Consider the following 13,474-nt stretch of genomic DNA (forward strand, 5'->3'; position numbering starts at 1 on the left):
GCGGATGACACGAATACCGACGATCGACGGCGTGGTCGGCTACTTGCGTGGGCACGGCTGGACCATCACCGGCCAGTGGCGCAACGCGAGTGTGTGGACCTGGCAGGACTTCGACGTCCTCGTCCCACCCAGCGATGTCGTCGCCGACGCGACAACGAGGCTGCGCGAACTCGTGCAGTGTGTCGCCGACGCAGAAGGTCGGTCGCCGGCCGCGATTTGGCGCGACATGACCGCTCCCGCAGCAGATGTCGTCGCCTACCGCACATCGGCCGACCCCGGATCGATCACGCTTCCGGCGGGCGCCCGCACGATTCTCGCCGTGCGCGACCTGATTACGTTTTGCGCGCAAGAGGCCATGGACGAATCCGGTTCCATGCGTCACGACATCCCGGGAAGCACAGTCAGCGCGTTGCTGGAAGGTTCACTCCTGACGCTTAGCGATGGGATACCTGGTCTCGACATCGCTCTGCCCATCGATCCGGACGATCCAGATCCACTCGGACGGCAGACGGCGTTGCGTCTGCTGCGTGGCTCCGATGCGGTGCGTCAGGCCGCGTACTCGTCGGACGCCGATGCCTTCGAACAGATCTTTCGTCAAGGCATCTCACCAGCCGAGTGCGAGGCGCTCGCCGAATTGGCCGGGCCTGGCGAAACTCTTGCTTTCGAACTGGGTTTTCACTGGTCCTGGCTGATGCCGAGGCCGGAGGTGTCCGTGCAGTTCCCGACAGGGGCAGGCGAGCGAATTCGCCGTGGCGGACTGCGCGTCGATCCGGCGCCCCTGCCTCCCGTGGGCGTCGTCGAAGGACCCGTGATCAGCCTGTCCGACGACCCGGGCAGTGACCGATGGCACATCAGGGTGCGTGGGGTGCTCGTCGTCGACGGCGCCCCCGTCGGAAGAACACGGCTGGTGAACGTATCCCTCGGCGACAGTGGTAATTACGAGGTTGCGATCACCGCCCACCGCGATGGTCACACGGTCCGAGCGGCAGGAACCGTTACCGGTCGTCCCGCTGGAATCAATGTCACCGCAGCAGGTTTCACGGTAACCGACCGAACAGATTTGTGAACACCATTGGAATGGAACGGGATTGACATGAGCGATGACCGGTTGACCTTGAGCGAACGTTGTGTCCTGCTCGTCCTGATGGCTGAGGCACGTGAGCTCACCAATGCCGAACTGCACGCTGTCGCGGGCATAAAACTCGACGGCAAGTTTCGCCGGCACCTCAATGAACTCGCGCTGGTCAGCAGCACGATGGTGAATCGCGCGTTTGTGCACGAGCTAACAGACCGAGGGGCGGTGCGGTGCGCCGAGGAGTTGGCCAACGAACGCCCCGCGCGATCCGGGTCCGCCGGTGGCACCCTGTACGCAGTGCTGGGTGGCCTTCGGCGGCATCTCGACGACTCCGGGCAGACACTCGCCGATATCTTCCGACCAGATGTAGCGAGCCAGGTGGAGGCGGCCTATGCGGAGCTGACCCGCAAGACCGGTTCGCCGTTGCGACTTGCCGTGCTGCGAGAACGATTGGACGCTGTACCTCGCAAAGATGTCGACCGAGCCCTCGCGCTCCTGGCTCGCCGCGAGGACGTCCACGTGCGCGCGGAGGCAGACCAGAAGACCCTGACGGATGTGGATCGAGATGCGGCGGTGGTGCTGGGTGGCACGCCGCGACATGTGCTCACCATCGAGGTGGCACGGTGAATGAGGAATACCACCATGCGCTGGCAACGATCCAGTTCAGCAGTGTGCTCGGCGCCGACCAAGTGTGGAGTCCGCTGAACTACCACGTCGACGGCCTGCATCCGGTGGCGGTGGACGAGATCACCCGCGCGGTGCAAGCGGCCGAGCGGCGGCCCAACAGCACTCCGCGTGGGCTGGTGCTCAGCGGCGATCGCGGTGTCGGCAAGACACATATGCTCGGCTGGCTCCGGCACTATGTACAGCAACGAGGCGGCTCGTTCTTCATGCCCAAACTGATCATGGGTCAGTCGTTTTGGGCAGGCGCGGTGCATGGCGTCGTCAACCAATTGCTCGCTCCCGATGGTGGGCAACTAGGCAGGATGCTCAACATCCTCGCCGACATCACCGGCTGTGGGAAAGAGCTGCGGATGCGACTGCACGGCACAATCGCCGTTCGCAGAGACGATCTCGACGAATTTGTCGAGCGGATCGACGCGCTCGATGAGCGAGTAGCGATGCAGTGCAAGGACACGTTGCGGGCCCTCGTGCTCTATCAAGCCAAGCGGGAACTGCGGGAGATCGGGTACAGCTATTTGGCCCTGGCCGATGGCATCGACGAATCAGACCGCGCCGCTTGGGGTTTCCGTCGCCGAAATGACTCGCCACAGTTGATATTCCAGCACGTGATCCGGTTGTTTGCGCTCACCGGTCCCGTTGTTCTGGCGCTGGACCAGGTCGACACAGTCATAGCTGAGTCCGGTTCGAACGACGAGAATGACCTCGCGAGCCAGCTCGCGGATGGTCTCATGCAGATGCGCGAGGAGACCGTCCGCACGCTGATCGTCGCCGCGTGCATACCCAAGTCGTGGGAGCTGATCGCCACGCGAGCAACGAATTCAGCCGAAGACCGCTTCAAGGTTCTGACACTCTCGACCACGATGCCTTCCGCTGCAACGGCTTCCGCGATCGTCGAACGTCACCTCGGAAACCTATACGGTGAAGCAGGTTTCGAGCCGCCGTATCCGACTTGGCCGGTGCTGCCGAAAGCTTTCGACGACCCGGACGTACCCAACTTCACCCCACGTCGGCTACTCCAACTGGTAGAAGCGCACGCAAGCCGGTGCCTGGCCGAGAATGAGGTCAACGAGCTGGCCCATTTCGGCACCTCAGATCAGCGCATACGCACCCCTGCTGAGCCCGCCGCTGTAGATCTGGCAACGCTGGACCAGCGGTTCACCGACCTGCGAACCACTGCGGACGTTATCGCACCGATGGATCCTAAACACGAAGACACTCTGATGTTTTCGCTACTGAACGCTGCGCTGCAATGCTATGTGCTCGAGCAACGCGGCGAGCAGGACCTGACAGTCGATCAGGCGACGATCGTCCAGCCCGCCCTACATGCCCGGCTACGCCAGACACTCGACGAGGCCAACGAGGACGAGGTGCATTGGAGCTTCCGGGCCATCGCCCACAGCCACCACCGAGCAGTACTGACTCGACTGCGGTCGGCTTGTCTGGAGGCGGGAATCCACCCCGGAGCCAGTAAACGGCACCTGGTGATTCTGCGCAATGCGCCCTTCTCGACCGGCCCGGTCACGACCGCGGCTGTCGCCGAATTCGAAGTCTCGCAAGGAATCGCGCTGCCGATATCAGCAGACGATCTGCGTACCTTTACAGCGCTCCGAACCGTGCTTAGCGAGGGTTCGCCGGAGCTCCTCGGCTGGCTGGCGGCTCGACGGCCGGCGAGCAGATCGCAATTGTTCAGCCGGGTACTTGCCGGGAATCGGACCGGAGCCGTTGCCCTGGAATCGCTTCCTACGGAGGGAAGGAAGACAACCGACGCGAGCAGCCCGGAACAACTGATCGACGTCGGGCCAGAACCGTTCAGCATGGTCGAGGGCGACCAGTCCACAGTTGCTGGCCCAGTATCCACGGAGGGCGAGATGCCTTCTCCAACAGCGGAATCCGCCACAGCGGTATCGATGACCGCAGCCGACGACAACGAACCGTCGATCGTTCTCGGGCGCAACGTGGAGACCGGGCTCAGCTTCCAGATTCCCTTGGTACTGCTGAGGAAGCACACCGCGGTCTTCGCGGGCAGCGGATCGGGCAAGACCGTCCTGCTCCGTCGTCTGGTCGAAGAAGTTGCGATTCATGGCGTTTCATCCATCCTGATCGACACCAACAATGACCTGTCCCGACTGGGCGACCGGTGGCCGTCGAAGCCGGACGGTTGGGCGAACAACGACCCCGAACATGCCGACCGTTACTTCGCTGACACCGAGGTGATCGTCTGGACTCCCCGGCGCGAAGCAGGTCGTCCGCTCGCGCTGAACCCGCTGCCCGACTTCACCGGCATGCTCGATGATCCTGACGAGTTCCGCACTTCTATCGATGCCTCGGTCGCCGGCCTGATCTCCCGTGCCGGTCTGACCGCGCGGAAACTGCGCACAGGCACCGCTGTGCTGACCCAGGCGCTGGCGCATTTCGCCAGGGACGGTGGCTCGGACCTCAACGCATTCGTCGCCTTGCTCGGTAATCTGCCCGAGGGAGTGAGCACTGTCAGGAATGGCGCCAGCCTGGCGGCGGACATGGCCGACGAACTCCACGCGGCCATGATCAACGATCCGGTGTTCGGCGGTGCCGGTGCCCGCCTCGACCCTGGCGTGCTCCTCACTCCGACCGCGGGCAAACGCGCCAGGATCTCGGTGATCAGCTGTATCGGACTGCCCACCGACGAGCAACGCCAGACCTTCGTCAACCAACTCGAATTGGCCCTGTTTGCCTGGATCAAGCGAAACCCGGCCGGTGACAGGCCGATCGGCGGCCTGCTCGTGCTCGACGAGGCCCAGACCTTCGCACCGTCACGTGGGACAACGGCATCCACAGAAAGCACCCTCAAACTTGCGACCCAGGCCCGCAAGTACGGCCTCGGCCTCGTGTACGCCACCCAGGCGCCGAAAGCGCTGCACAACATGGTCACCGGCAACGCCGCAACCCAACTCTTCGGCAGACTGAACGCCCCCGCACAGATCCAAGCCGCCCAGGAATTGGCCCGAGCCAAGGGCGGCCGAATCGACGACATCTCACGCCTACCCGCAGGCAGGTTCTACGGTGCAACCGAAGGTGCCGGCTTCAGCAAAATCGTCACCCCGATGTGCCTCAGCCACCACCCAGCCAGCGCCCTCACCGAGGAAGAAGTCCTCGACCGCGCCCGCCGCGACTCGCGGTAAATCGCAGAATTCGTGCTGGAGATTCCAAACAAGCCGACGCGGACAACCGGCTCGACTGGAGGTGTCGAACGCCGGGCGATCCGGACAGCGCACGCCTCATCGTGGATCCATCAACGGTGAGTCAGAGCAACGCGTGCATAGACCGAATAGTTGAGTTCCCCTTCGAATCCCCCGTCGATCCAGGACCGAACGTCGTTCTCGAACTCCGCCTCCCACTCCTCGGCATCACCATCATCTGCGCGACAGCTGAGATCGAGCGATCGCACGACCAACCCCACACCCGAGTACCAGACATTCAGGCTGCTGTCGTCGTACCTCTGAACTGCGGTTTCCTTTGCACAGTCGCCGACCACCGAGAGATACGCCAACCTCATCTCAAGGGTCGTTCCATCGACAAGCCGGACCCGGAGTTCGGCATTTTTGCCGTTTCCGCTCGCAACAATGTCGACGAACTCCCGGCCGCCGATCGGAATCTCAACGACGTGCCGATTGCCGGGATCGCCGAAAATCGCCGACAACGCTGCACGTTCACTTTCCAATCGATCGAACCAAACCACACTGCCTCCAGCATGTGCGAAGTCGAGTCAAACGAGACGAACTCCTGCGCTTCCCCGTAGAGGTGAACCGGACGAGCAGCCGGAACCATAGCTCACGACCACCGCAAGCCGGGCGATTTTCTGGCCGCGAGTGTCACGGACAACTGCGCACCGTACTCGTTTGACATACCGAACGACTTCAACTCAACGAGTTTCAGGATCGCGTACCACTTGCTGCTAGAAGTCGCGCCGGCGACCTGAGCCGCGAACCGCTCCTTGGTCCGCGCCCAAACCTGCTGCGCCTGAACACTTTCCGGCCGCTCCCGGGCCGGACGCATGACTGCCTCGTAGAAGGTGATCAGTGGCTCGGTGATGCGGTAAAACGGACTTGCTCGCCCGAAATATGTCCTGCTCGCGGGCAAGCGAGTGGCAGTCCTCCAGCACCGTCAACGGATGTCGGTTTTGGGTGGGCTGCTGGATCCGCAGCCACACGTGGAATCGCAGGCTATATCGGCGGCAAAGACTCCGCGCCGACAGCAGTCGCGTCACTATGAGGACTACACCCCTAAGAAGTGCAGTCCTAACCTCGATCTTTCGCCGGGTTGATGTGCTGGCCTGATCGGGTTCGGATTGGGTGTTTCGGTCGTAGTTTTCCGGTTGCGGGCAGGGCAGCTGGCCCGCGCAGCGGGCTGGCTGCCGGGTTCCACTGGCCCGGGTGGTTGGTTTCCTTGGTTGCAGGGACGGTTTCTGGCTGGTCAGCCGGGTTGCAGGCGTGCTGCGGCGGTGGTGAGCAGTTCGGTGTAGGGGGCGTGCCGCGCCAGGTGCAGTGTGGTTTTGCGGGCATGGCGGGCGATGCGTCCGGCGGCTGAAAACAGCCGCAGCCGTAGCGTTTTCGGTTCCCAGCGACGTGCGGGGTGGTCGTGCAGGGCGAGTGTCTGCATCCAGGCGGTCAGGTCGAGTGCGAGCGCGACGACGGCGAGCCAGATGCGGTTGGCGTCGAAGCTGTGGAACGGAAGATTGCGCAGGCCAGTGTCTTTCGCGTTTCTGATCCGGTCTTCGCAGCGGGCCCGCTGGCGGTGACGCAACTCGAGGTCGGGCAGCTGGCCGCGGGTGGTGTTGGTGACGAACGCGGTCAACCGCATCCCGTCGCGGTCGGTGAACCGCAGCTGAGCACCGGGGTGTGGTCTCTCTTTCCTGACGATGAGCCGCATGCCGGGCGGCCATCCGGTCAACTCGGTGATGCCGGTGACTTCCACGACCCAGGCGCCGTCGCGGACCTCGCCGTCTGCGTCGTAGGCCGGTGTCCAATCCTGCGGATTCAGGTGGGTGCCCATGGCGGTGACGATCTCGTCGGTGAGAGTGAACCCGACCGAGTACTGCAGCCGGCGGCGGTGGCAGTAGTCGAGGAACTCGTGGGTGCCGCCACCGGAATCGGTGCGCACCAGCACTTTCCGGCCGACCCGCCATCCCGGCTGCCACGGCAGCTGAGCGAGGGCATCGCGGAGAACCTGCTTGTGGTCGGCAGCGGTATTACTACCGGCGTTGCCCGGCCGCAGCATGGGCGCGGCGGGCTCGCCGGTGCCGGTGCGACCGTGGTCGATGAACGACCACAGCGAGTGGAAGCCGAAGCCCCGCTTGAACGTCGGTGTGGCGTTCTGTTTTTCCGAGTGCGCGTCGGTCAGGGTGGCGTCGAGATCGATGATTAACGGATCATCGATGTTGATCCCGTGACCGGGGGCGTTCGGCCCAGCCACGGCCCACGCCTGCGCCCGCGCGTCCGCGCGTGCAGAAGCGATGGCGGCCAACGCTTTCGGTGCCTGGGCAGCCAGCGCGGTGATCGTCCGCGACACCGTCGGATCCGAGGCCACCAGACCGAACACGCCCGGCTCGGCCCGTAACAACGCCACATCCGCGGCGCAGTCACCACCGACCGCGAGTGTCACCGCCAAATCCAGCACGATCTTGCCCGGGTCGTGGACAGCCATCGGTTTGCGCCACGGCCCCAACTGTTCCGACAAACCCCAGGTCAAACCAGTTATCTCGGCAGTACGCAGCAGCAGTGCCGCACCTGCGTGTGACACCACGCCCGCACCGTCACCGTCGATGGTCAGCCGCGGATACGGCGATATAGACTTGCCCACCAGAAAGGTGCTCCAAAACCTCGATCAATTCAGCCTTCGCAAGTCGAATTATCGCAGGTCGGAGCACCTTTCGCCATTCCCGCCGCAGGTTAGGCGCCATTACCATGATTGGCCGAGGCTAATGACGAGAACGGAAGATCAGTAACACGGAGTCGAGCCGAAGTGCTCGTCCCATGGTTCGCCCATGACGACCGTCTCACAAACTGGTTGACCTGCAGAAATAGAAGCGCGTCGTCCCGCACCGTCTGTCCGACGTCGACGGTAAGCTGACGGAGCAAGCAACATCCCAGAGAGGAGGGAAGATGCCGGAAATGGCGCACGGCCAGCCGATGTACCGCAAGCCTGTCGCGGTACCCGAGGACCTGCACCTCCTCACGGGTCCGACCAATGGCATCGTCAACCTCCCGACGCATCTCGACTGGTCCGGCCATGCCGAGTACGACCTCGACCGGCCAGGCAGAATCGTCGACCTCTACCGCACGGTGATCAACGAAGCCGCCAGCCCAACCGACCTGTACTCGTACCTCAACGAAGCAGTTCTCAAACGACTCTGGTCCTATATCTGGCTTCCCCGGCAGATCAAGCTCGCCTGGGAAAGCCGGTTCCCCGAACTCGCACAACTCAGCCGACTGTCCTCGGCGTAGGCATCCAGTGGAACCAAGCCATCGCAAGCTGGCAGAAATCGCACTCGCGGTAGCCGGCGATCAAGGTTTCGCCCTAGCTGGCGGCTACGCACTCCGCGCCCACGGAATGGGTAACCGCCCCAGCGGTGACGTCGACCTGTTCACCGACTGGCACCGCCGAGCGGACTTTCCCGCGGCGGTCATGGCGGTCATCGCCGCCCTCGAAGAACACGGATACGCTGTCGCTACAACGGTGAGCGGCGACACCTTCGCACGTCTACTTGTCACCTCGCTCACCGAACCCGATACGGGCGCAGACAAACTAGAGCTGTCGGCCGACTGGCGAGCACACCCTCCAGTCCTGCTCGACATCGGACCGGTCCTGCACCCCGACGATGCGGTCGCGAACAAGATGTGCGCACTCTACGGGCGAGCACTTCCCCGAGATTTCCTCGACGTCGATGCCACAATCACCAGCGGCCGCTACAGCCGCGACCGGCTACTGGACCTCGCCAAGAAATCCGACAACGGGTTCGACCCTCACATGTTCGCCGACGCACTCGGCGCGCTCAGCCAGATCACCGACGACGCATTCGCCGAATATGACGTCCCATACGAGCACATCACGGCCATGCGCCGTCGTTTCGCCGAATGGCGCCAGACGCTCCAGACACCGTGACCAGGGAACTGCCCTTATCGCACACAGCTAGGTAGAAATCGTCGCCCTCTGATGGGAGATCGGCTCAATCGCTTCAGCGGCAGTTCAACCGAGTCGTCGAGCACGGTCGAATTCGCCAGCCATCTACCGCTGTGGGGCACATCAGTGCTGCCGGTGGATCGATCTCGAGGCAAGAGTCAAGCAGGCGGCTTCCTTTCGATGCACCCTGTTTCGCTCCGTATCGTGCCGTTCCATCAAGCAAATCGGTCACCGCCCGCCACGCCGAGACGAGGCGCGAATCACGCTGCGGTGCGCCAATTCTGGGGGCTCGCCAGCAGGGGCGAGCATGCGGGCCAGCGCAACCCCTCGGCGATTCGCGAGCGGCTCGCGTGCTCAACCCCCGATCATGCTAGCCGCGCTGCGGCCCAGCCCGAGCCGAATGGATTCGCGCTCAACGAGTTTTGACTGATCCGCGATTACGAGTTCCGGGCTGCGACCGGATCGCCGCTGTGGCGATAGCCTCGCGCGTGTCGGTCAACTGGGTTGGTGAGAGCTCGATCGGCCGGTGGGTGAACGCATTGTCCTCGACGGTGGTCAATGTTTGCCCTGCCGTCCGAGCGAAATCATGGAGCCAGCCGGTCGCATTCAACAGCGCCGCCGATACCCCGGTGCCCGCGTCGGGCAGCTGATGCCGCTCGAAACTCTCGGACAGGCTCCGCAACGCCTCATCCTTCTCGTGCCCGAAGTCGACTGTGTCACTGTGACTCTCACGCAGGTCGCTCACGAGCGCGGCGGTTGAGTCCCAGCGATTCAGGCCGCGGCGCAGGCACTGCAGAGTTGGCCCTCGCGGAAACGACTGTGTGCAGACAGGGATCCATACGCCAGCACAGCGCGCTACCCCTCTGCGGCGAACGAATTCTGCCCCAACGGGTTTCGGGCTCGCGTCCCACTTCCTGCCGGGGCCGGGTTGAGCGGAATGTAAATCCGCGCCGAATTCGGCCTGTACAGATGACCCTCATCGGCACCCGCCTGAACTACGACACTCCACCTTCCTCGGTAGCGCGCCGATCGCAACAAGGTGATGCGAGCCCGCCGTTGCGTTGGCGCAGGATGAGGACGACGCCCTGTCAGCACAGAGTCCACGTTGACTGATCTTCAGAATCTGTTATCGTATTCCCAGTCTTGGAAGATCTGATCTGGAGGCAGCCATGGGTCGCAGTATCGAGATCGACGACGAGGTATACCAGGCTCTCGGGCATCGCGTACGCGGCTTCGAATCCCCGAACGACGTCCTTCGGCGCCTGCTGATCCCCAACAAGAGCGATATCGCACCCGGAGATACGGCAGGGCCAGCCAAGTCACAAACAGGGCGCCTCGCACCCCTCATCAGCTCGAACTTGGTAAAAAGTGGCGACGAACTTCGGCACGAACGTGTCCGTAAAGGGCAGACTTTCGTCGCAACTGTCACCCCCGATGGGCTGATACAAACCGAAAAGGGGGTCTATGTTGCGCCGTCGCCTGCGCTGAGAGACCTGGTCGGCAGTCAAATAGATGGGTGGCAGAACTGGGTCCACACACCCTCTGGTATGACGTTACGCCAGTTGCGGAGCTCGTTGTGATACCGCAACAGGCTTCGCCGCGTCCAACTTCTCATCTGCATGAATTCCGTTGCAGCACCACCGGTCGTGTGCCGTGAGTTGGTCTTCAGGGCGCGTCTCCACTCCCCGTGGTCGACACAACCCGCGACCCGGCATGACTATCACCAGGTCAATCACAAGCACCTCGAGTCGGCAGCAACTCGATCCTGAACCGGGTTCATGGCGAGGACTGATCGACCGGGTGCTAGCGGATCCAGGACGATTCCGCCGAGCCATGCTCGCGATCGCCGTCTCAGGCAGCTTCCTATTGGCATTCGGGTCGATATGCGGTCCGATGTGGTTCGGATCGGCCGTGGGCGTAACAGCCGTCGCGGCGACGTCGGCGGCACGAATGTGGGGCACGGCCAAGACAACCTCCAGCCCACCCAACGACCACCAGGGAGTTCAGTCCTAGCAGAGACACGTCGAGCTGTTAGGGCACCTACGGCTACCTTTTGCACCACAAATGCAGCTATGGATTTCTTGTTGTAGTTCCGCGCCGTCTTCTGTCGGCGCACCGCTTGCACCTAGCCCATCGCGGTTGTGCTCGTGTGTCCAGTTCGACACTCCCGCGACTACCCTTCGGCGGCGAGTTGCCCGCAGGCGGCAGCGATCTCCTGGCCGCGGGTGTCGCGGACGGTGCACGGCACACCTTGGGCGTTGACGCGGCGAACGAACTCGGCCTCAACCGGTTTCGGGCTGGCGTCCCACTTGCTGCCGGGGGTCGGGTTCAGGGGGATGACGTTGACGTGCACGCGCGAGCCCAACGCCTTGTGCAGCTTCTGGCCGAGCAGGTCTGCGCGCCAGGGCTGGTCGTTGATGTCGCGGATCAATGCGTACTCGATGGAGACGCGGCGGCCGGACTTGTCGGCGTAGTAGCGGGCGGCGTCGAGGACCTCGGCGATCGGCCAGCGGTTGTTGACCGGGACGAGGGTGTCGCGGAGTTCGTCGTCGGGGGTGTGCAGGGAGACGGCGAGGGTGACCGAGAGGTCTTCGTCGGCCAGTTTGCGGATGGCGGGAGCCAGGCCGACGGTGGAAACGACCACGTTGCGCTGGGAGATGCCGAAGCCGTCCGGCGACGGGGAGGTGATGCGGCGGACCGCGGCGACTACCCGCTTGTAGTTGGCCAGGGGTTCGCCCATCCCGACCGCTTTACAAGTCGATGACCTGCACATATTCAGAAGTAGTCAAACGCTAGACAGGTGCCAGATAGTATCGCTTGTGATAGTATCTCACCCAGTAGTATCTACCGAGATTGGAGGCGCGCCTTGGTCGACTTCATCGGACGGCAACATGAGCTGGACACGCTTGCGACCACACTGGCCGGGGTACGGACGGAAATCGGAACGGCAAGGCCGGGACGTTGCCTGATCCTGCGCGGACGCCGCAGGATCGGGAAGTCCGCCTTGGTGGAGGAGTTCGTGGACCGGAACCACGTACCGAACGTCTTTCACACCAGCGCGATCGGCTTCGGCACGGATCCTCTCACCGAGTTCGTCGATGCCGTGCGCAGTTCGTCGCTGCCGGACGCCGACATCTTCGCCGATGCCCTCCCCGGCAACTGGACCGCGGCGCTGCGCCAGCTCTCCGGCATCTTGCCGGAGGACCAGACGAGTGTAGTGGTGCTCGACGAAGTGCCGTATCTGATGGATCCAGCCGGCGCATTCGAGAGCATTCTGCAAAGAGCGTGGGACCGCGAACTCTCGCGTAAACCGGTTCTGCTGATCCTCATCGGTTCCGATCTCGCCATGATGCAGGCACTCACCTCATATGGACGGCCGTTTCACCAACGCGGCACAGAAATGCGTCTGGGACCACTCAATCCAGCCGACGTAGCGACAATGACCGGTCTGGAACCAGCGGCTGCCTTCGACGCGGCACTGGTGACAGGAGGGCTACCCGTCATCGCAGCACGCTGGCCAGCAGGTGAGGATGTCCGGACATTCCTTGCCCGAGAACTGGCTGACCCGGTGAGCCCATTGGTCGTATCCGCACAACTGTCGCTGGCCGCCGAATTTCCGGACCAAACCCAAGCCCGACAGGTGTTGGCGGCAATAGGCAGCGGCGAGCGCACCTTTACCAACATCGCCAGAGCTGCCGGCGGCATCGCGCACTCGACACTGACGCGGGCTACCGAACTGCTGACCAACAAGGGCATCGTCGCGGCGGAGTTGCCGATCAGCCTCACACCGTCCAAGGAACGCCGCTACCGAATCACCGACCCCTACCTGCGCTTCTGGCTGACATTCCTCGGTCCCCATCTCACCGAATTGGACCGCATGCGCCCCGACCTCACCCTCGAACGTATTCACCGCGGATGGACAAGCTGGCGAGGCCGCGCCATAGAGCCACTGGTCCGGGAATCACTCGCACGTCTGCTCCCCGCACACGGCATCCCGGCATGCCCCGCGATCGGCGGCTACTGGACCCGTAGCAATGACGTGGAAATCGACATCGTCGGCGCGGACCGCGAACCTGTCGCGCATGAACTGACATTTCTCGGATCCATCAAGTGGCTCGAAAACTCACCCTTCGACAACCACGACCTGACCGCCCTCCAGCGCCACCACCACCGCATCACCGACGAACCGATTCCACTCGTCGCCGTCACGCGTTCCGGAGTCACCACTGAGCACCTCGACGCCGTATTCACCCCGGCGGATCTCCTCGAAGCGTGGCAACTTCGGGGGTGACCAATCGAGTTGATTCGTGGACACTCAACCGTGCGCTGTGGCGTCATCGAGTCGAACAGACCTTCACCGACAGCCGAAATGGTTGGGTACGGCAGTGCCATCGCTCGCGATAGATTACCGAGTTCTGCTTTCGACTCGTAACCCACCAGTCGGCGCAGCGATGGCGACTCAATGTAGCCGGTGATACCCCGCCGGTTGGTCTCGTTCGGTGAAGGCCGCGGGCGAAGGCGATCCAGCGGAATCGAGTTCTGTGGTTTGCTTTTGGGCCA

General features: G+C 63.2%; 10 protein-coding genes and 1 pseudogene. 7 read left to right on the forward strand and 4 right to left on the reverse strand.

Translation table 11 applies throughout. From position 1 onward, the window contains the following. The first annotated feature begins 4 nt into the window (after positions 1-4). The 3 genes from ACQPW1_RS36215 to ACQPW1_RS36225 are packed head-to-tail and all read left to right on the forward strand — an operon-like array spanning position 5 to position 4,917. Complete coding sequence (locus ACQPW1_RS36215; protein ID WP_433656852.1) at positions 5-1,066, forward strand: hypothetical protein; 1,062 nt, start codon at positions 5-7, stop codon at positions 1,064-1,066. 27 nt (positions 1,067-1,093) lie between these two features. Beyond that, complete coding sequence (locus ACQPW1_RS36220) at positions 1,094-1,702, forward strand: hypothetical protein (RefSeq protein ID WP_433656854.1); 609 nt, start codon at positions 1,094-1,096, stop codon at positions 1,700-1,702. Continuing rightward, the gene (locus tag ACQPW1_RS36225; RefSeq protein WP_433656856.1) at positions 1,699-4,917 is read left to right on the forward strand and encodes a helicase HerA domain-containing protein; all 3,219 of its coding nucleotides are present in this window, start codon (positions 1,699-1,701) and stop codon (positions 4,915-4,917) included. Before ACQPW1_RS36220 ends, ACQPW1_RS36225 begins: the two co-directional genes overlap by 4 nt. A gap of 110 nt (positions 4,918-5,027) precedes the next feature. Here ACQPW1_RS36225 and ACQPW1_RS36230 read toward each other — a convergent pair whose 3' ends face one another. Both ACQPW1_RS36230 and ACQPW1_RS36235 read right to left on the reverse strand, forming a co-directional pair. Continuing rightward, positions 5,028-5,474: a hypothetical protein gene (locus tag ACQPW1_RS36230; RefSeq protein ID WP_433656858.1), complete on the reverse strand. Its 447-nt coding sequence runs from the start codon at positions 5,472-5,474 to the stop codon at positions 5,028-5,030. A gap of 734 nt (positions 5,475-6,208) precedes the next feature. Then, positions 6,209-7,594, reverse strand: coding sequence for an IS1380 family transposase (locus tag ACQPW1_RS36235; RefSeq protein WP_433655183.1), 1,386 nt, complete (start codon positions 7,592-7,594; stop codon positions 6,209-6,211). 302 nt (positions 7,595-7,896) lie between these two features. On the opposite strand from ACQPW1_RS36235, the gene ACQPW1_RS36240 reads away from it, so the two are divergent. Together ACQPW1_RS36240 and ACQPW1_RS36245 are read left to right on the forward strand one after the other, a co-directional pair. Then, entirely contained in the window at positions 7,897-8,238 is a 342-nt protein-coding gene (locus ACQPW1_RS36240) for a hypothetical protein (protein WP_433656859.1), read from the forward strand. Positions 8,239-8,245: 7 nt separating this feature from the next. Continuing rightward, entirely contained in the window at positions 8,246-8,896 is a 651-nt protein-coding gene (locus tag ACQPW1_RS36245; protein WP_433656861.1) for a nucleotidyl transferase AbiEii/AbiGii toxin family protein, read from the forward strand. Positions 8,897-9,326: 430 nt separating this feature from the next. On the opposite strand, the gene ACQPW1_RS36250 is transcribed toward ACQPW1_RS36245, so the two are convergent. Beyond that, on the reverse strand, positions 9,327-9,659 hold the full coding sequence (locus ACQPW1_RS36250; RefSeq protein WP_433656863.1) for a hypothetical protein: 333 nt from the start codon (positions 9,657-9,659) through the stop codon (positions 9,327-9,329). A 424-nt stretch (positions 9,660-10,083) separates the two neighbouring features. Here ACQPW1_RS36250 and ACQPW1_RS36255 point away from each other — a divergent pair, with 424 nt between their 5' ends. After that, positions 10,084-10,494 carry a hypothetical protein gene (locus ACQPW1_RS36255; protein ID WP_433656864.1) on the forward strand — a complete coding sequence of 137 codons (411 nt, stop codon included), beginning with the start codon at positions 10,084-10,086 and terminating at the stop codon, positions 10,492-10,494. Between the two features lie 593 nt (positions 10,495-11,087). On the opposite strand, the pseudogene ACQPW1_RS36260 reads toward ACQPW1_RS36255, so the two are convergent. After that, a pseudogene (locus ACQPW1_RS36260) lies at positions 11,088-11,660 on the reverse strand (radical SAM protein); the annotation flags it as partial. A gap of 120 nt (positions 11,661-11,780) precedes the next feature. Here ACQPW1_RS36260 and ACQPW1_RS36265 point away from each other — a divergent pair. Further along, positions 11,781-13,205, forward strand: a complete 1,425-nt coding sequence (locus ACQPW1_RS36265; RefSeq protein ID WP_433656866.1) for an ATP-binding protein — start codon at positions 11,781-11,783, stop codon at positions 13,203-13,205. Positions 13,206-13,474 lie beyond the last annotated feature (269 nt).

Origin of the sequence: Nocardia sp. CA-128927, from assembly GCF_050955855.1 — a bacterium.
GTDB lineage: Bacteria > Actinomycetota > Actinomycetes > Mycobacteriales > Mycobacteriaceae > Nocardia.

Coding starts and splice junctions, on each gene's coding strand:
- ACQPW1_RS36215 (WP_433656852.1), top strand. CDS start 5: ATGACACGAATACCGACGATCGACGGCGTGGTCGGCTACTTGCGTGGG.
- ACQPW1_RS36220 (WP_433656854.1), top strand. CDS start 1,094: ATGAGCGATGACCGGTTGACCTTGAGCGAACGTTGTGTCCTGCTCGTC.
- ACQPW1_RS36240 (WP_433656859.1), top strand. CDS start 7,897: ATGCCGGAAATGGCGCACGGCCAGCCGATGTACCGCAAGCCTGTCGCG.
- ACQPW1_RS36255 (WP_433656864.1), top strand. CDS start 10,084: ATGGGTCGCAGTATCGAGATCGACGACGAGGTATACCAGGCTCTCGGG.